The organism is Acinetobacter sp. A22 (assembly GCF_030913345.1).
In the GTDB taxonomy this organism is placed as follows: Bacteria; Pseudomonadota; Gammaproteobacteria; order Pseudomonadales; family Moraxellaceae; genus Acinetobacter; species Acinetobacter junii.
Map to the genome: position 1 here is coordinate 659,141 of NZ_CP133162.1, position 18,714 is coordinate 677,854.

An 18,714-nucleotide genomic window follows, 5' to 3' on the forward strand; every position below is an offset into this window, starting at 1 on the left:
TCAAAAACAAGACTTAAAGAATTTGAATAACTTATAGCATAACTGGGATTGAAATTTGTATCTTTGCTGTAGAAACAATGGAGAAAATGTGATCTTAAATCTGAGAAATAAAACCACATTTACCTATATCAAAACTTATTCTTCGAAATTAAGGACATCTTCACATACTGATTTCTGTTCTGATTTCTCAACTTCTGTTGCAGCAGAACGTGCATCTTTGAGCAGACTTTGAAATTCAGCATCTTTTTGTAAGCTGTCTATAGATGCAGTCTTGTCCGAGTAGTTACTTAAATAAGAACCGACCATCTTTTTAATGTTTTGGTCAAATTTAGCATTCTTACCGATGAGGTTTGGACACATTTCGATAAGTACTTGTGCATTTGCAATATCATCTTTGATTAATGCATCTGCTTCTTTGACTGAAACCGCTTCGTCAGCAAATGCTACAGATGCTGCTACAAGTGTGAAACTCACCCCAAAAAATCGAATAAAATTAGATAAATGTCTCATGGCAATGTAAATTTCTAATACTAAGAAGTTATAAATATATATAATTCAATGAATAATTCAATTGAAAAAACTCCCTAGTAATATTTGAAGAGACTGGAATTTAGTGAATATTTTGATTGCAAATGATGATGGTGTTTTTGCCCCAGGACTACAAGCTTTAGCGCAGGCCTTGAAGCCATTAGGTCGAGTGGTTGTGGTTGCACCTGAAAGTGAGCGGAGTGGTTATTCTAGTGCTTTGACATTAGATCGTCCTTTGCGACCAGTTCAAATCTCTGAAGACGTCTGGGCAGTGAATGGAACGCCTGCGGACTGTGTTTATTTGTCAATGAATGGTCTATTTGATTTTGAATTTGATCTGGTTGTGAGTGGTATCAATAGCGGTGCAAATCTTGGTGATGATGTATTGTACTCAGGTACGGTAGGAGCTGCATTTGAAGGACGGTTAATGAAACATCCTGCGATTGCTGTTTCTTTGGCAGGTTCAAATGTTCGATCATATGAACACCCTCAGCATTATGCGCAAGCAGCACAATGGGTCCATGACTTTATTGCAAATGGATTACCTATTTTACCACCTCGTCATATTTTTAATATTAATATTCCAGATGTGGCTCAAATCCAAGGTACAAAAGTGACGTATCAAGGGCGAAGAGCGCAATCTAAACCTGTAAGTAGTCATGTTGACCCCCGAGGAAGACAAGTTTATTGGATTGGATTAGCTGGAGAGGCAGTAACTGATCCTCAGGCTGTTTCTAGCAATATTCAATCAGATTTTTTTGCAGTGTCGAATGGTTATGTCAGTGTTACTCCAATTCAAATGGATGCAACGAACTACGCGATTTTAGATAATTTACATGTTCTTGTTAATGGTTAGCGGTTGCTATGTTATAACTTTGTGAATATAGAAAGTGAGAACTCGTTTTTTTTCACTTTTTTGATACTCTTAGGCGCAAATATAATTCAGGTTTCGATGAGGGTGAAGATGCATTCAAACCAAGTCTCGATTTTTCTAACAAAGAAAATGATTAAAACAATCCTATTGTCTTTATCAGTAGCAACGACAGTAATTGTGACGGGGTGTGCATCTAAACCGCAATATAAAGGTGGCGCACGCTACGTGAATGCACCTAATTACTATACAGTGCGTTCAGGGGATACACTGAGTGGGATCGCAAACCGCTATGGTTTGAACTACTTAGATATTGCTGCACTGAATGATATTGCAGCTCCGTATCGAATTTATGTGAATCAGTCACTAAGACTTAAAGGCTCAGTCAGTCAGCGTACTACGTCGACGCAGGCGATCACTCAAGCAACTCCTATCCAACGTCAAACGATTAATTTACCGACTCAACAGCCAGTTGTACCAAAAACACCTGTTATTACGCCAACACCTGTCAATCCACCAACTGCTTCAACTTTAGCATCGGGTTTACGCTGGGTAAAACCTAGCAACGGTCCTGTGATTCAAGGTTTTAATCTGGCAAGTAATGTCAAAGGGACCCGTTATGGTGGAAATGAGGGTGATCCAGTCTATGCAGCAGCAAATGGTCAAGTTGTATATGCAGCGGATGGTCTAAAAGAATACGGCAACTTGGTTCTGATCAAGCACATTGATGGTTACATTACTGCTTATGCACATAACAGTAAAATGTTGGTGAAAAGCGGTGACAATGTGACAGCTGGTCAAAAGATTGCTGAAATGGGTTCTTCAGGAGCGACTAGAGTCATGCTGGAATTCCAAGTTAGATTAGATGGTAAACCTGTTAATCCAACCACTGTTTTACCTAACTAAATATACATCATTATTTGTTTAACAAACTTTCAACAAATTGTTAAGAATCTCTAGTCTAGGAGTAGACTTCTCTGTATACTCATATTGATTGCTTTAATTAGAACAATAAGCATATTAATAATTTGAGAGGGAAGTCTATGCTAGATCAGTTGCGTGCAATGGGGGTTTTTGCGTGCGTTGTTGAAAAAAGTTCATTTAGCGGTGCTGCTAGAGAACTGGGAATTACAACAAGCGCAGTCAGTCAACAAATCCGTTCTTTAGAACAAGATATGGATGTGACTTTGCTTCATCGTTCTACACGAAAATTAAGCCTTACAGAAGCGGGTCAAGCATTCTTTTTAAGCTGTCAAGAAATGCTTGCAGCAGCAGAGCGTGGCAAAATTCGCATCAATGAATTGCGCGATGATTTAGTCGGTGACTTACGTATTGCAACGACACCAGAACTCGGTGCGCTTCATGTTATTCCAGCACTTTCTCACTGGATGTCTGCACACAAAGCACTTGCAATCCATTTTGAAGCCGATCATCGTTATATTGATTTAATTGAAGAGCGAATTGATATTGCAATCCGCATGAGTCTCAAAATTGATGATCATCAGTTAACAGCAGTGCCATTAGCACGAGTTGATCAGGTACTTGTTGCTTCACCAAGTTATCTAAATCAAGCTCCTCCGATTTCGAGACCAGAAGATTTACGTCATCATGAATTGTTGCCAGTGACTTTAATGCAAAATTATCAGCATTTCTCATTTCGTCATGGTTTAAGTGGGGAAGTGGTAAATATCGATATGAAAACACGCTTAAGTACAAATAATGTGTTTGTTGCAAAATCTTTGTGCCAGCAAGGGCATGGGATCGCGCGTATTCTATACATGGATATTCAAAAAGAGTTAGTGAATGGGTCTTTAGTTGAGGTATTACCTGATTGGAATATGCCAGCATATACCTTACATGCATTGACCTCGAAACGTGAACAATATCCAATGAAAGTCCATCGCTGTATAGATGCCTTAAAACAATATTTTGCTCAGCTTCCTGGTGGGCGTTCCTTGCAGGGCGTGGCCTAAATAAAAAAGCCATGTTCTCATCAGAACATGGCTTTTTTCATCTTATTTTTTCTTGTGTTTACGCAGCGATTTTAAGTTTTTCGCTTGTGCGGTTGATTCTTCAGCTGCTTTTGAATCTACTTCATCTTTTTTGGTTTTTTTACGCTTTTTCTTTTTCTTTGGTTCATCATCTTCAACTGCTTCACCATCTTCAATCGCTTGCCAATACTCAAGTTGTTCCATCACAGCAGCATAGATTGAGTTTTTGCTATATCGACCTTTTTTATCGAGTGTTCCAACAGGACGAGCCATCAGGATTTCTAAAGCTTGGTCAATCGTATCAATTGCATGAACATGGAATTGACCACTATTAACAGCATCAATAACATCTTGGCGTAGCATTAGATGTTGCATGTTTTGACGAGGGATAATAACCCCTTGCTTTCCTGTTAATCCCTGCAATTTACAAGCATCATAAAAACCTTCAATTTTGGCATTTACGCCGCCGATAGGTTGTACTTGTCCAAGTTGGTTCATAGAGCCTGTGATTGCCCAAGATTGATCAATTGGAATTTGACAAATAGCCGAAATCAAAGCAGAAAGTTCGGCAACTGTTGCGCTGTCACCATCAACTTGTCCATAACTTTGTTCGAATGCAAGAGCAGCAGAGAAGTGTAGGATTTGTTCACGACCAAAATGAGCTTTAAGGAAACTAGCCATGAGCAGCACGCCTTTTGCGTGTAGAGAACCGCCAAGTTCTACACTTCGCTCAATATCAAGAATATCCCCACCGCCTTGATAGACAGAAGCAGTCAAACGTGATGGGAGACCAAACTCAACATCAGCATAATGAATAACAGAGAGGGCATTAATTTGACCTAAGCGATGCCCCGAAGTCTCAATTAATTGAGTACCTCGTGATAAGTCTTGCCAATAAAGCTCTCGTAAATAACCCAAACGGTATTGGCGATGATGTAATGCTTGATTGACGTGTTGATCTGTTACGATTTTATCACCACTCTTAAAAGCGTGATGATGTGCTTCACGAATCAAATCACCCAGTGTCGAAGCATGCAGTGACAAAGAGCTTTGATCTTCAGCTTGACGACTAGAGTCAGTTAACAGTGCAGCGAGGGCAGAACGATCAAAAGGTAAAAGTTTATCGGCTTGAACATAATCAGCAATAAGCTGCATATATGCTTGTTCATTGCTGTCATTACGTTGTAATGTGTCTGTAAAATCAGCACGAATTTTAAATACGCTACCAAGTTCTGGTTCTACTTCTAAAATTTCATAATAAATTTCAGGTTCAGCCAGTAATACGACTTTAATATCTAGTGGAACAGCGGCAGGTTCAATCGAAATACTACCTGTCAATGTCAGCATATGTTCCAAAGACGATAGTTTGAGTTGCCCTGACTTTAATGCGCGTTTTAAACCTTGCCAAGCGTAGGGTTGTTCTAGCAATTGCTCAGCTTCAAGCATAAGGAAACCACCATTTGCATGGTGTAAAGAGCCTGGACGAATTAATGTAAAATCTGTCGTAATTGTGCCGTTGTGAGTAAGCTGCTCGACATGCCCAAGTAAGTTGTAATGGGTTGGGAAGTCTTCAAAAATAACAGGAGCACCACTATTCGGTTTATTGGCAATAATGACATTGGCTTGATATCTTGAAGGAACGCGATTGAACAAAGCAGGCGTGAAATCATCTTCCTCTTGTTCTAAGATCAGTTCAACGTTTTCTATAACATCTTCGGCATAATGCTTTAAATATTCTTCTAAACCTTTAACGTCTTTATTTTTATTTAAAATTTGCTCCATGCGAGGTAGAACAACTTGTGCTGCGATATCTCTATTTAAAAGTGAAACTTTATCTCGAGCATCGTCTTCAAGATCGCCTAGATGTAAGCCTAAACGCTCTAACTTTTTCTCCATGTAGCGGATATTAGAGCTTAGTTCAGAACGTTCTTTTTGGCTTAAAGCATCAATATCATGCTGTGTTAATTCTTGATATTCATTGTCGATTAATTGCATCGGCACGAAAACATGCTTGTCATTTCTTGAAATGAGTTTTAAGTCGAGTTCTGCGCCTTCTTTGGTTAATTCGGACAGTGCTTGTTGTTGTACATCACCCGTGTCTTGACGAATACGTTCAATTCGATTGTGATAGGTCTCTGCACTAAAGCGACGTTCTAATTGTTTAAGAATGGTTTGCCAAGTTTGTTGAAGTGCTGCTTGGAACTTTACGCCCTGTCCAGCAGGGAAGCGTAGTGCGATAGGTTGTCTAGGATTTTTAAAATTATTGACATACACCCAGTCATCAGGTGTTGGCATCGTTTTGGCATGCTGTTGCAGTAAACGTTTGATCATCGTTCGTTTACCAAGTCCAGCAGTTCCGACAGCAAAAATATTGTAACCTGAATAAGGCAGAGAGATTCCAGCTTCAACAGAGGCACGTGCTCGATCTTGCCCTAAAAAATTGTTGAGCGGTTTGATTCGTTTCGTCGAATTCGGAATTTTGACTAGGTCTGGAACATGAGTGAGTTGTTCCGAAGCTAGCGAGGTTCTTTTTAATGTTTCTTGTATATCCGTCTGGTCAAAAGCGCTTGGAAAGGTATTTAAATTTGCTGTAGTTGTGTTTGTTGGTGTTAAAGAAAGTGCGGTTGCAGTCATTTGATCAAGTTTTTGGGTCACTATTGATATCCAACAAATAAACGATAATTGAAATTAGAGCTATAGATGCATCTAAACATATCTCATGACTTGCGAACAAACATAAATGGTGTGATTCATCATTTAACATTCGGTGTCAATTTGGTTAGATTTCGCAGATGTTTAGAAGTATTTATAACTTCTGTTAAAGGTATACAGTTTTAGGTCTAAAGATCAAGCGAACTTGTGTTTTTTATCGACAAAACAAAACAATGGTTGCACAAAGCAACTTGCAAGCGAACACAAGAAACGATTGAATAGGCACATTCAGGCATGTTCATGGAAAATAATAACCAATGACAACACAAACCACAGGTTGGGCATCTGCATTTAAAGCATTTTTAGATCGCCGTGCTTTGATTATGTTATTTTTAGGTTTCTCAGCGGGGATACCGATTTTACTCATTTTTTCTAGCTTATCTTTATGGCTAGGTGAGGCAGGAATTGAAAAAAGTGCAGTAACTTTTTTTAGTTGGGCTGCATTAGGCTATTCTTTTAAATTTGTTTGGGCACCATTAATTGATGAGTTGCCTGTCCCATTTCTAACACGCACATTAGGGCGACGTCGAGCATGGCTGTTAATTGCACAGTGTTTAATTATATGTGCGATTTGTATCATGGCATTTTCAGACCCAGCTCTTGGTCAAAGTTATATTATTCAAATGGCGGTTGGGGCAGTATTACTTGGCTTTTCCGCAGCTACGCAAGATATTGTGATTGATGCCTATCGTATCGAGTTAGCTGAAACAGAAATGCAAACTGTCTTAGCATCGACATACAATGCAGGTTATCGCATCGGAATGATTGTTGCTGGTGCTGGTGCATTATTTCTTGCGGCTTACTTAGGAACTGCCAAGGGGAATTATATCTACGAAGCTTGGAAGTATACTTACTTAGCCATGGCAGCAGTCATGAGTGTTGGTATCATCACTACTCTAAGTATTCGTGAACCACAAGTAAATCGAATTTATAAAGATTATAAAAAGACAGATTATTATCGTTTGGTATTGGTATTTTTTGTTGCTGTTGCAAGTTTTGTCGTGAGCTATATCTATTCAGGTAATCTCACAAATTACATCACCACTTCGGCTGAGATTAAAGATACCTCAGCTTTATTTGGTTTAGAAGCGCTTCGCTTTTTGACCGCAACTGCAGTCGCATTATTGATTGGTTCTGGGTTAGTAAAAGCTGGTGTCGTAAATCAGCAGATGGCGAAAGAAACATGGGTTGCGCCGATTCTTGATTTCTTCAAACGCTACGGTCTAAAACTCGCTTTAGTATTATTACTGCTTATTGGTTTTTTTAGAATTTCAGACATTATTGCTGGCGTCATTTCAAATGTTTTTTATCAGGACTTGAATTTTACTAAAGAGCAAATTGCTGAAGCAGTAAAAATATATGGTGTTTTATTTAGCCTTGTCGGTGGCTTTCTTGGGGGCTTGTTGGCACAGCGAATGAACATTATGAAGTTAATGTTTGTTGGTGCTGTTTTAGCCAGTTCTACCAATTTGATTTTTATCGGCTTGGTAAACTCAGGCAAACCTTTAGCTCAGGTTGAGGTACAAATCGCAGATAAGCATTATCAAGTAGATACGGATGAGGTGGGGTATTGGAAATTATCTGTACCAAGTGAACAGTTATTAAAAGCAAAAGATATCCAAGTCACTAGTCAATATCAGCAAGAAGCGGACTCAAAGTTTCAATTAACAGTTCCATATCTCATTGCATCACAAAAGCCTCAGATTCAATTATTACCAATGAGTGGTAATGATCAACTTAGCTCAAATGACTTAAAGCAAAGTTTAGTTATTAAAGGTCAGCTTGCTGGCGTAAATGTTGATACATTAGACACAGAGCGTCCAGTTGTCATTATGGTTGACGATAAAGAAATTGTAGCTAAAGTTGATCCTCATGGAATATTCACTGGAGCAGTTGATGGGAAGGTTTTATTAAACTCTCCAACGAAGTTAGTTAAAGCTTCCGTTAATTTTAAAAACAACAACCAAACTGAATTAGCTACAAGTAGACCTTATTTTATTGATACAGCAACACATCCAGAGTCCGCTTTAGATATGGATGTTCAACCAGTGCAAGTAATCCAACCAGATCAAAAAAGCTCAGTTGAACTTTCTGGTAAAGTCATTAAAAGCTACAGTACCTTATGGTTATATTTGGCGATTATTATGGATAATTTAGCATCTGGATTGGCTGGTGCAGCATTTATTGCTTTTTTATCAAGTTTAACCAGTGTTTCATTTACAGCGGTTCAATACGCAATTTTTAGTTCTTTAATGACATTAACGCCAAAACTATTGGGTGGTTATTCAGGAACAATCGTGAGTAATATTGGTTATCCAAATTTCTTTTTAATGACGACTTTAATCGGTATACCGATTCTAATTTTAGTAGTTTGGGTTGCGAAATTATTACGTGATCATGAACGAAACCAAACAACACAACAGACAGGTGAATAACTATGCGCATGTTACATACAATGCTACGAGTCGGTAATTTAGAACAATCTCTCAAGTTCTATACTGAAGTGCTTGGTATGCAATTACTTCGCAAACGCGATTACGAAGAAGGACGTTTTACACTCGCATTTGTGGGTTACGGTGATGAGCAGAACAATACGGTTCTTGAATTAACTCATAATTGGGATACATCTAGTTATGATTTAGGCAATGCTTATGGTCATATCGCAATTGGTGTTGATGATGCTTATAAAGCATGTGAAGAGATTAAAGCTCGTGGCGGTAAGATCGTCCGTGAAGCTGGGCCAATGAAAGGTGGTGTGACGGTCATTGCTTTTGTTGAAGATCCCGATGGCTACAAAGTTGAACTTATTCAACAAGATCAGAATGCAAGAAATAATTAGTTTTAATGAGTTAGACTGAGGTCTAATTATTTAAAAACTAGATTTATTTATAGAGCTCAGTATGATGGTTTGATCAAATGGTCAACAATATCATATTGGGCTTTTTTATTATTTTCAGGGTAGGTCAGGGAAAGAATTATGTTGAAGTTATTAGCACTAGATCGCTTTACGATTTTATTGGTACTCATGGTCTTATTAGCCACATTGTTACCTGGCAGGTCAGTTTGCTTATTATTTTAATATTTTAACGACAGTCGCAATAGCCGTTCTTTTCTTTTTACATGGTGCAAAATTATCACGTGAAGCTGTCATAGAGGGAATGTTGCATTGGAGAATGCATGCCTTAGTCTTTATTTTTACTTTTTTGATTTTCCCATTGATTGGACTTTTGTCGAGACCTGTTTTAGAACCAGTATTGGGGCAACAGTTATATTGGGGCTTCTTGTTTATGTGTTTCTTACCTTCCACGGTTCAGTCTTCGATTGCATTTACGTCTATGGCTAAAGGGAATGTAGCGGGTGCAGTGTGCAGTGCTTCCTTTTCTAATATTATAGGCATGTTTATCACACCGATTTTGGTCAGCTATTTTATCTTAGGGCAAAGTCAACATGATTTTGACCCGACAAAATCAATTGTACAAATTACATTATTGCTGCTTGTGCCATTTATTTTAGGTCAATTATTAAGACCATTTATTTTCCCACAAATGCGTAAATTTCCGAGCGTTGTAAAGGTTTTTGATCAGGGTTCAATCCTCATGGTTGTTTATGGCGCATTTAGTAGCGCAGTTGTCGCTGGTCTATGGCAACAAGTAAGCGGAATTACATTGATTTATTTAACACTGGCATGTTCAGTTTTACTTACCGTAGTAATGTTACTTGCATTGTATTTGCCTAAATGGTTGGGATTCAATCAGGCGGATCAAATTACGATTTTCTTTTGTAGTTCTAAAAAAACTTTAGCGAGTGGTGTTCCAATGGCTCAAATTCTTTTTATTTGGCAGCCTTTGGGGATGATTGTATTACCCATCATGATTTTTCATCAAATTCAGTTGATGGTCTGTGGGGTAATTGCGAATCATTGGTCAAAATCAATGCAGGAATAGTTCGCAAAATATAATTTATTCGCGTATAATCTATGCCACTTGTTGGCTTTGCTCTGACCTAAGATGTCTCGGTGAGTCAAAAGAAATGGTCTGTTGTGGTATTGATCTGCGAGTATTAAAACTCTGCTTTCCTCATCTTGAGAGTGATCAATTGCGATAACAGCTTAAGCCTTTCTTACTAAATAGGAGCATCGACCATGCGCGCCGATATTCACCCTAAATACGAAAAATTAGTTGCTACTTGCTCATGCGGTAACGTAATCGAAACTCGTTCTGCACTTGGTAAAGAAACTCTTTATCTTGACGTATGTTCAGCTTGCCACCCATTCTATACTGGTAAACAAAAGAATGTAGATACTGGTGGTCGTATCGACAAGTTCAAACAACGTTTCTCTGGTATGTCACGTTCTATCAAACGTTAATATCAAGAAAAACAAAAAACGGGCTATATGCCCGTTTTTTGTTGTCTCTAAAGCCTCTCCTTTGTAAAAGTAGAGGCTACTAGATTTCTATTGATCTTGTACGTCAGTTAAACGATCAAGTTTCTTTTGGAAGTAGTTGCCTTGTAAGAAGCGCGCTTCAACATTCCAAGCATTTGCGAATAAATTCATGTCATTTAAATCAGTTAGTAAAATTTCTACAGATTTCATACCGATGAAATTCAGAATTTTTTCCTGTAATTTTGCCATGTCTTTCTCGCTAGCTAACATCTTGGAAAGTTTGCTATGTAGGCATAAATATTGGGTATCAATTTGCGTAAGAATAGATTCGCTATAAAGTGAATCACCAAAATTGCGTATTGAAATTTCAGCACCGTATTGACGCAGCAGAGCGACTTGCTGTTGAGCTTGAGACAGATTTTGTTGCAGACTATGCTCTGAGAATTGGACAATAAGCGGATGAGCTTGTTTGCTTCCAATAATCGTAAGAAGTTTTGCGACCAATTCAGGTAATTTTTTATCATTAATTAGAATGTGATGGTTCAAATTAACGATTAGTTTAGCTTTTGGATATTGGGTAATAAAGTTGTGTAGTTGTTTACACGCTTCTACAAGAATCCAGCGGTCAAGTTGTACAGATAACTCAGGATCATCTTTTAAATCGGCTAGATCACTTAAATCAATCCATTGATTATCATGAATAAATCCTGCTGTAACCTCATAGGTATGAGTATGTTGATCCTGCTTATCATATAGTTGTTGATATTTTAATTGGATGGATCCAGCATCTAGTTTCTGTTTTAACTCTTGTAATAAGGTTAATTTAACAGAGGTTTGAATATGTTCGGTTGTAAGACCGATATCGGCATCTATCTTTTGACTATTGAAAACAGGAAGTGGGGTAGAAAAAGCTTTTGAGAGTAATTGTTCAAAAGCAGATTCATTTGGAATTGGTTGATTTAACTCACAATAGCCTAATTTTAATTGGAGTGGAAAGGTGTGATTATCTGTCACAAGAAGTTGAGGTTTTTGTAGACCATTTAAACCAATCAATAATGAGTTTAATACTTCTTTGGATTCAGCTTGGATTAAGCCAGCATAGAGTGCTGTTTCAATTTTATGAATTGGGACGTTGACTTGTTCTTTAATGAAATTTTGAATATTTGAAAAATAAGACTTTGTTCCACGCCAATCAGATTGAAAAACTTCATTTGGACAATGATTTAAGCCAAATAAAACTAAGGCATTCACATTTGCAGGATGATTGTTAAGATGGCGATTAATTTGTTGTAAAGATGAATTTAAACTTGAAAGTTTTTCTGCTGGAGCAATCGTTACAGTAGGCGTGACTGTAGTTGGTTCGGATTTTTGTGTGGCTTGAGTAGGACATTCGATATTGAGTTGAATTTCATCATCATTTCCAGATGGTAAAAACTCTACATGTAATGGATTGTTTTTTACATTTGAATTGAGTGTTTTGATCTCAAAGCGAGCATGTTCAAATTGACCTTGAGAAATCTTCTTGAAGCGTAGTTTAAATTGAGCCAAATCTTCAGGTTGTAAAACATCTAGTAATGGTAAACCAATCAAATCATCTTCATTCTCGAAACCAAAAAGAGTCGCATACTCTTTGTTGGCACTGAAATGAATTCCTTCTTGTAATACTGCGACCGCTTTATGAGTTTCTGCAACTAAAGATTGTGCTTGTGTTTGTGCGGCTTCTAATTCATTCAATAGACGATGTTCAGCTTGTACCAATCGGCTATATGATAATGCACGAATGATGCTGATATAAAAATGATCAGGGGATTTTAAACTAAGAACATCATAGATGCCTTTATGAATATAGTTTTGATACTGTTGCGCATCGAAGTCTTCTGGTTCAAGCAATAAAACGGGCAAATTAGGTTGTGATGATGCTTGAATCAAAGAGAGAGTTTGTTCGATTTTTAAATCATAAGCTCGACCGAAAATCACCATATCCCAAGGTAGATTCAGTTGCTTTTCAAATGTTTTAAAATCATCCAATAGACAAGCTTGGACTTGATGTTCTTGTGCAGAAAATAATTGCAAAATTTGATTATAACGAAGTTGGTTATCATCAATAATTAATAAGCGTGTTTCAGTACGTTTTAACTTTTTAGAGAGTAAAGAATTTCTCACTTCAATGCTTCCCATAAATCTTGATCATTTGTATCCATATTCTTTTGTGCCATAAATTTTTGAAGACTAGGTTCATCTTCTTCATTGAGCAATTCGAAATCAAACTGGACAAAACTTTGGGTAATTAACTGTGCTGTTAATAAGTACACTTTTACTTCCTCTTTCCCCAATCGTAAATGAACAGCTTGCTGTTCTCTGAAAATTTGCGAACCTGGCAATATGATTGTTGTTTTTGTTTCATCCAGATTCTGATTTTTTAAAATAAGTGCAGGGTGGTAATTACTCACATGGCGGTCAGATTGAATACGTACTGCACATGGGAAAATATCTTGTGCTAAAACCTCTAAACCGAGTTCAAGGCTTTTTTCACTAGATTGTTTAAGCCAACGAATAACACCTCCTCGCCAATGACCATGTGAGGTTTCTTTCACCAAGATATATTCGCCAGTCCGAAGGTTTTTAGGTGCTTCAGTCGTCCATTTAATACGATATCCATTTACGCTAATATCAAGAATATCTGCTTGATAAACTGCTTTACTTTCACGGCTTAAACGTTGGATGGAAGATTCTTGATTGTCAGAAGATTCTTTTTTATCCCACGATGACAAAAAGCGAGATTCGCTTTGTAATCCATAACTATGTTCAAGTTGAAGAGTTTCAGCGAAGTTCTTTGCTTTAGATAGATAGAAGTGAGCAGTGAGTAATCCAAAACAAATATGCAACTGCGCAGAGTACTCATAACGCTCGTGACGTCGTTCTGCAGTGGTGCCAAGAATAGTTTGAACATGAAACTTCAGCGCAGGTGTTAAATAGATTTTTTCATTTTTAGAAATATATTCTGCATTTTTGTGAAGTGTTGCAGTGACATGATCTAAAAGACTATTGGTGCTGATGAAAATATTTGGATTAAATCCTGAACTCTGTTTCTTGTTATAAATAGGTGGGTGATCTTTACTGGTATCAACTACATATTTGGTTAACTCAGTTTCTTTTGGTAATAGTTGCAGCATTTTCGCCCAGTCAAAGCTGCATTGGAATAAAGCTTGAATTTCAGATTGGCGAATTTGATTGGTGTTAAAAATATCCATTAGGATAAGTTGCGCATAAGCTTGAGCAACATTATTGAGACTTGGTTTGCCTGCTGGTTGTTCCAAAGTGGTGTGATGATATTTATGAGTTACAGCTGCATCATACAATTGGTGAGCAATCAGCCATTGTCCTGCAACAGGTTCACTATAAAGCATATGTTGCTGATACAGGAGTTGAGTGAGTTGTTGCAATGCTTGGAAAGTCGCTAAGGTTCTTGCAGTCTGGAGATTTTTCTTTTGATTTAATGCAAAAAAAGAGAATTTTTGATGCTCAAGTTGATCGCTACTTCGGCGAACAATATTGATATAAATCGCTGCGAAGTAACAACGCAAAAGCATTGCTAGTTCTATAATGTGTTCATTACGATCAGAGGTGATGACACCTTGATTAAAAAAATTCTTTTCTAGACTACCTAAAACATTTTCGATGGTAGGGTGTAGTGTCTGTATTAAATCAAAACGCAAAGTTTCTGAGCATTCTAATTCACTTAGCTCAAGTAAAGCTGAGAATAATGCTCTAGAGGTATCACCCAATTGCATTATGGCAAGTGTTGAAATCCATTCGTTCAAGCTTTTAGTGTTTGAATCACAAAAACTGAGTTTATCCCTTCTTAAAACAGTGGGAATTTGAAAAATATCCGAAAATGCATTATCCATCATTGTAATCAATCTCAGAACGTTTGAACCCCAAAAAGCGGTGTTTTATTTTTTTCGCCCGCAATTTCCCTTACGAGTTTAGGGACAAGATATCCAGGTAAACTCGCTAAAACATCAGTATATATATGATCTATCTCTGAAGACCTTAAATCAAAATGTTGAGCGCCTTTTACTTTATCTAATACATGAAGATAATAAGGCATTACACGCGCGTCAAATAAACGCAAACTTAAATTATTCAAAATTTCTGCAGAATCATTCACACCTTTGAGTAAAACTGCTTGATTTAGCACTGTAATATGGTGTTCTGATAACTGTAATAACTTTGAGCAAGTAAAGTCGTCAAGTTCAGCTGCGTGATTTGAGTGTATCACTACTACAATGCGTAGCCTACTGTTTTTTAATATAGAAATCAGCTCTTCATCGATTCGATTTGGAATAACGACGGGAACACGTGAATGAATTCTCAGAATCTTAATCTGAGGGAGAGATGCTAGACGTTCCAACCAAAGTGCTAATTTTCGATTTGATAAAGTTAGAGGATCTCCGCCACTCAAAATTACTTCATTAATTTGAGGATTTTGCTCAATATACTGTTTGATATTAATCCAATCATCATTTTTGGGTAGGTTTTCTTGATAGGGGAAATGGCGACGGAAACAATAACGACAATGAATCGCACATGCACCCGTTAAAGTCAGTAAAAAACGTGATTGATATTTATGTAGAACTCCAGCCATTTGATTAGCTGCTTCTTCACCAAGTGGGTCAGTAACAAATTCTGGATGGTCTTCAAGTTCTAAATGATGGGGTAAAACTTGTAGCAATAAGGGATCAAAAGGATCTCCAATGCTCATTTTTCCGACGAATGCGCGTGGAACACGTAATTTGAACTGTTCAGAGGCAAGGATTGCCCCTGATAATAACTGTTCAGTGGATAACTCAAGCAGATTTAACAACTCTAAAGGATCAGTAATTAGATCACTGAGTTGTGATTGCCAGTTTTTCTCTTGATGTAAATAGTTTATCATGCCATACGTTAAAATAGTGTTAGCCTAAAGGCTATTGGCCTAGTCTAGCATTAATAGATTTGAGTTTTAAGTTGGAGTGCGCCTTTCATGGCCTATTATTCTACAAATGATTTTAAAGCTGGCCTTAAGGTCATGCTGGATGGTAACCCATGTTCAATCATGGAAAATGAATATGTAAAACCAGGTAAGGGTCAGGCGTTTAACCGCGTAAAATTACGTAACCTTCGCTCTGGTAAAGTATTAGAAAAAACATTCAAATCAGGTGATTCTTTAGAAGCTGCTGATATCGTAGAAGTAGAAATGGAATACCTCTACAACGATGGCGAAATGTGGAACTTTATGGATCCAGTAACTTTTGAACAAATCGCTGCTGATAAAACAGCAATGGGCGACGCTGCAAAATGGTTAAAAGATGATTCAAATGAAAAATGTACAATCATGTTATTTAATGGTGTACCTTTAACTGTAAGCCCACCTAACTTTGTTGTGCTCAAAATCGTTGAGACTGATCCAGGTGTACGTGGTGATACTTCTGGCGGTGGCGGTAAGCCAGCGAAACTTGAAACAGGTGCTGTGGTACGTGTTCCATTATTTGTTCAGCAAGAAGAAAGCGTTCGTGTAGATACTCGTACTGGTGACTACCTAGAGCGTGCGTAATCGTTAAACATAAAGTATACGATTATCGAAGGGATGATAAAGAATCATCCCTTTTTTTATGCCAAAGTATTAGATAAATCTATTTTAATAAACGATAAACTCACGAAGATATTTTCTAAAGAAAATATAGGAATGGAAATCCAAATCACCAAAAGTGAAATATTTGAGAGGTTTTGAATGGAGATAACACAAGCAAAAACATCGCTTTCCTCTAAGATTCTATGGAGTTTAGTTGCCATTATCGGGGCAATTTCTTTTGGGATATTGGCGGTGAGTCGCGGTGAGCATGTAAATGCAGTTTGGTTGGTTCTCGCTGCTGTCTGTGTATATAGCATTGCATATCGGTTCTACAGTTTATTTATCGCAAACAAGGTTTTTGAATTAAACCCAAGGCGATTAACCCCAGCTCATCGTTTAAACGATGGTTTGGATTATGTTCCTACCAATAAATACGTATTATTTGGGCATCATTTTGCGGCGATTGCTGGTGCTGGTCCTTTAGTGGGACCAATTCTAGCGGCTCAGATGGGTTATTTACCTGGAACAATTTGGTTGCTCGTCGGTGTTGTGATTGCAGGTGCAGTTCAAGATTTTCTTGTGCTGTTTATCTCCACACGTCGTGATGGTCGTTCATTAGGTGAAATGGCAAAGCAGGAATTGGGTACTTTTGCTGGTGTTATCGTCATGCTCGGTACATTGGGCGTGATGGTCATTATTCTTGCGGTACTTGCTCTGGTTGTGGTTAAAGCATTAGCTCATAGCCCTTGGGGTGTATTTAGTATTGCTGCAACGATTCCTATTGCATTATTTATGGGCGTGTACATGCGTTATCTTCGCCCAGGTAAAATTGCAGAAGTCTCTATCATTGGTTTCGTCTTAATGATGGCCGCGATTTTTTTTGGTGGTGATGTCGCAAAAGATCCGTATTGGGGACAGTTATTTACCTTAAGTGGAACGCAATTGACATGGGCATTAATCATTTATGGATTTATTGCATCAGTCTTACCAGTTTGGTTACTGTTAGCACCACGTGATTATTTATCAACATTTCTTAAAATTGGTGTTATTGCTGGCTTAGCAATCGGTATTGTCTTTGCAATGCCTGATTTGAAAATGCCTGCGGTAACGCATTTTGTGGATGGTACAGGACCTGTTTTCGCAGGGACATTATTTCCATTTCTATTTATTACGATTGCTTGTGGTGCCATTTCTGGTTTCCATGCGCTAGTTTCTTCTGGTACAACACCTAAGCTCGTCGATAACGAAGTAAATATTCGTATGATCGGTTATGGTGGAATGTTGATGGAATCTTTTGTCGGCATTATGGCAATGATTTGTGCGACTGTACTTGATCCAGGAATCTATTTTGCGATCAATGCTCCTGCAGCAGTGCTGGGTACAACTGTTGATACAGCTGCTGAAGCTGTTCGTAATTTAGGTTTTATCGTTACACCAGAAATGTTAACTGTACTCGCACAAGAAGTGGGTGAGAGCTCTATTTTATCTCGCACAGGAGGTGCACCGACTTTTGCGATTGGTATGGCACATATCATTTCTGAAATTTTCAATAGTCGTTCAATGATGGCTTTTTGGTATCACTTCGCGATCCTGTTTGAAGCATTATTTATTTTAACCGCGGTGGATGCAGGAACACGTGCTTGTCGTTTTATGGTGCAAGATACGGTCGGGATAGTTGTACCTGCGGTTAAACAATCTAGCTCTTTTTTTGGAAACTTAGTTGGAACTTTTGTTGCGGTTGCTGGCTGGGGCTTCTTCGTTTATCAAGGTGTCGTTGATCCTCTAGGTGGCATTAATTCGTTATGGCCACTCTTTGGTATTGGTAACCAAATTCTTGCATCAATGGCATTAATCTTGGGTACGGTGATTTTATTCAAGATGAAGAAAGAGAAATATGTATGGGTCACAATCGTCCCAACAGTTTTCTTATTTATCACTTCTATGACTGCAGGTTGGCAAAAAATCTTCCATGAGAATCCGAAGATTGGTTTCCTTGCTCAAGCGAACCGTTTTTCTGATGCGATTGCACGTGGGGAGCTACTCGCTCCGGCGAAAACAGTAGCAGAGATGCAAACAATTGTGATGTCCAATCAAATCAACGCGGTGTTGTGTGGATTCTTTATGATTGTTGCTATCGTAATGGTAATTGCATCTATTGGAGCAATTCGCAAAGCATTAGCAAGTTCAACGCCTACTGTGAATGAGGCACCTGCTGTTTATTCAGATGTACCGATGACTGCGAATAGCGTGAAGGGAGAATAAGCATGGATTTCAAAATTGCGAAAGAAGGTGGTTCCTTAATCGTGAAGATTATTAAATTCACTATTATGTCGCAAAAACACCTGATTTTTTCACCAAGAAATTGGTCTCGTATCGCACTTCTATGGCAGAACTTGCAAAAAAGTTTCCGTTTAATGGTTGGAGTACCAGATTACGAAAACTATCTCAGACATATGCAACAGCATCATCCAGATTTGACACCGATGGATGCGAAGACTTTTTATCGTCACTGTGTCGATGCGCGTTATCCATCGTCAGGCGGGAATATGAAAAAATGTCCTTGCTAGAAGTCATTTGATTTCTTTGAAAAAAAATCAAAACAGTGTATGTTGAT

Annotated in this window: 14 protein-coding genes and 1 pseudogene; 10 read left to right on the plus strand and 5 right to left on the minus strand. The window is 38.0% G+C overall.

The window, feature by feature from the left end:
* Positions 1 to 135: 135 nt before the first annotated feature.
* Complete coding sequence (locus Q9Q86_RS03410) at positions 136 to 510, minus strand: MCR_0457 family protein (protein ID WP_005402906.1); 375 nt, start codon at positions 508 to 510, stop codon at positions 136 to 138.
* 103 nt (positions 511 to 613) lie between these two features.
* Here Q9Q86_RS03410 and surE point away from each other — a divergent pair, with 103 nt between their 5' ends.
* The 3 genes from surE to Q9Q86_RS03425 all read left to right on the plus strand — a co-directional run bounded on the left by surE (position 614) and on the right by Q9Q86_RS03425 (position 3,372).
* The gene (surE, locus tag Q9Q86_RS03415; protein WP_004913134.1) at positions 614 to 1,384 is read left to right on the plus strand and encodes a 5'/3'-nucleotidase SurE; all 771 of its coding nucleotides are present in this window, start codon (positions 614 to 616) and stop codon (positions 1,382 to 1,384) included.
* Positions 1,385 to 1,492: 108 nt separating this feature from the next.
* The gene (locus Q9Q86_RS03420; protein ID WP_004913130.1) at positions 1,493 to 2,305 is read left to right on the plus strand and encodes a peptidoglycan DD-metalloendopeptidase family protein; all 813 of its coding nucleotides are present in this window, start codon (positions 1,493 to 1,495) and stop codon (positions 2,303 to 2,305) included.
* A 137-nt stretch (positions 2,306 to 2,442) separates the two neighbouring features.
* Entirely contained in the window at positions 2,443 to 3,372 is a 930-nt protein-coding gene (locus Q9Q86_RS03425; RefSeq protein WP_004953334.1) for a LysR family transcriptional regulator, read from the plus strand.
* Between the two features lie 42 nt (positions 3,373 to 3,414).
* Here the strand turns inward: Q9Q86_RS03425 and Q9Q86_RS03430 are convergent, their stop codons facing one another.
* Entirely contained in the window at positions 3,415 to 6,045 is a 2,631-nt protein-coding gene (locus tag Q9Q86_RS03430; protein ID WP_005402832.1) for a Lon protease family protein, read from the minus strand.
* Positions 6,046 to 6,359: 314 nt separating this feature from the next.
* On the opposite strand from Q9Q86_RS03430, the gene Q9Q86_RS03435 reads away from it, so the two are divergent.
* From Q9Q86_RS03435 to rpmE, 4 genes and pseudogenes are all read left to right on the plus strand, one after another.
* On the plus strand, positions 6,360 to 8,537 hold the full coding sequence (locus tag Q9Q86_RS03435; protein ID WP_112986150.1) for an MFS transporter: 2,178 nt from the start codon (positions 6,360 to 6,362) through the stop codon (positions 8,535 to 8,537).
* Between the two features lie 2 nt (positions 8,538 to 8,539).
* A complete protein-coding gene (gloA, locus tag Q9Q86_RS03440; protein ID WP_004953337.1) occupies positions 8,540 to 8,941 on the plus strand; it encodes a lactoylglutathione lyase in 402 nt (133 codons plus the stop codon).
* 138 nt (positions 8,942 to 9,079) lie between these two features.
* Positions 9,080 to 10,046 (plus strand): annotated as a pseudogene (locus Q9Q86_RS03445) (bile acid:sodium symporter family protein).
* A gap of 197 nt (positions 10,047 to 10,243) precedes the next feature.
* A complete protein-coding gene (gene rpmE, locus Q9Q86_RS03450; RefSeq protein ID WP_004662919.1) occupies positions 10,244 to 10,468 on the plus strand; it encodes a 50S ribosomal protein L31 in 225 nt (74 codons plus the stop codon).
* 87 nt (positions 10,469 to 10,555) lie between these two features.
* Here rpmE and Q9Q86_RS03455 read toward each other — a convergent pair whose 3' ends face one another.
* Genes Q9Q86_RS03455 through epmB form a run of 3 tightly spaced genes read right to left on the minus strand, consistent with a single transcriptional unit; the run spans position 10,556 to position 15,425 of the window.
* Complete coding sequence (locus tag Q9Q86_RS03455) at positions 10,556 to 12,664, minus strand: EAL domain-containing protein (protein ID WP_112986149.1); 2,109 nt, start codon at positions 12,662 to 12,664, stop codon at positions 10,556 to 10,558.
* Positions 12,646 to 14,397, minus strand: a complete 1,752-nt coding sequence (locus Q9Q86_RS03460) for a GTPase (RefSeq protein ID WP_112986168.1) — start codon at positions 14,395 to 14,397, stop codon at positions 12,646 to 12,648. Before Q9Q86_RS03460 ends, Q9Q86_RS03455 begins: the two co-directional genes overlap by 19 nt.
* 11 nt (positions 14,398 to 14,408) lie before the next feature.
* The gene (gene epmB, locus Q9Q86_RS03465; protein WP_004913100.1) at positions 14,409 to 15,425 is read right to left on the minus strand and encodes an EF-P beta-lysylation protein EpmB; all 1,017 of its coding nucleotides are present in this window, start codon (positions 15,423 to 15,425) and stop codon (positions 14,409 to 14,411) included.
* Positions 15,426 to 15,512: 87 nt separating this feature from the next.
* Between epmB and efp the strand changes: the two genes are divergently transcribed.
* From efp to Q9Q86_RS03480, 3 genes are all read left to right on the plus strand, one after another.
* Positions 15,513 to 16,082 carry an elongation factor P gene (efp, locus tag Q9Q86_RS03470; protein WP_004913097.1) on the plus strand — a complete coding sequence of 190 codons (570 nt, stop codon included), beginning with the start codon at positions 15,513 to 15,515 and terminating at the stop codon, positions 16,080 to 16,082.
* 177 nt (positions 16,083 to 16,259) lie between these two features.
* Positions 16,260 to 18,362, plus strand: coding sequence for a carbon starvation CstA family protein (locus Q9Q86_RS03475; RefSeq protein ID WP_112986148.1), 2,103 nt, complete (start codon positions 16,260 to 16,262; stop codon positions 18,360 to 18,362).
* A 2-nt stretch (positions 18,363 to 18,364) separates the two neighbouring features.
* On the plus strand, positions 18,365 to 18,667 hold the full coding sequence (locus tag Q9Q86_RS03480) for a YbdD/YjiX family protein (RefSeq protein ID WP_004913093.1): 303 nt from the start codon (positions 18,365 to 18,367) through the stop codon (positions 18,665 to 18,667).
* Positions 18,668 to 18,714 lie beyond the last annotated feature (47 nt).

Bases quoted from the DNA above. Each gene is read 5' to 3' on its own strand.
- Q9Q86_RS03410 (WP_005402906.1), bottom strand. From the start codon at position 510: ATGAGACATTTATCTAATTTTATTCGATTTTTTGGGGTGAGTTTCACA.
- Q9Q86_RS03420 (WP_004913130.1), top strand. From the start codon at position 1,493: ATGCATTCAAACCAAGTCTCGATTTTTCTAACAAAGAAAATGATTAAA.
- Q9Q86_RS03425 (WP_004953334.1), top strand. From the start codon at position 2,443: ATGCTAGATCAGTTGCGTGCAATGGGGGTTTTTGCGTGCGTTGTTGAA.
- Q9Q86_RS03435 (WP_112986150.1), top strand. From the start codon at position 6,360: ATGACAACACAAACCACAGGTTGGGCATCTGCATTTAAAGCATTTTTA.
- gloA (WP_004953337.1), top strand. From the start codon at position 8,540: ATGCGCATGTTACATACAATGCTACGAGTCGGTAATTTAGAACAATCT.
- rpmE (WP_004662919.1), top strand. From the start codon at position 10,244: ATGCGCGCCGATATTCACCCTAAATACGAAAAATTAGTTGCTACTTGC.
- Q9Q86_RS03455 (WP_112986149.1), bottom strand. From the start codon at position 12,664: ATGGGAAGCATTGAAGTGAGAAATTCTTTACTCTCTAAAAAGTTAAAA.
- Q9Q86_RS03460 (WP_112986168.1), bottom strand. From the start codon at position 14,397: ATGATGGATAATGCATTTTCGGATATTTTTCAAATTCCCACTGTTTTA.
- epmB (WP_004913100.1), bottom strand. From the start codon at position 15,425: ATGATAAACTATTTACATCAAGAGAAAAACTGGCAATCACAACTCAGT.
- efp (WP_004913097.1), top strand. From the start codon at position 15,513: ATGGCCTATTATTCTACAAATGATTTTAAAGCTGGCCTTAAGGTCATG.
- Q9Q86_RS03475 (WP_112986148.1), top strand. From the start codon at position 16,260: ATGGAGATAACACAAGCAAAAACATCGCTTTCCTCTAAGATTCTATGG.
- Q9Q86_RS03480 (WP_004913093.1), top strand. From the start codon at position 18,365: ATGGATTTCAAAATTGCGAAAGAAGGTGGTTCCTTAATCGTGAAGATT.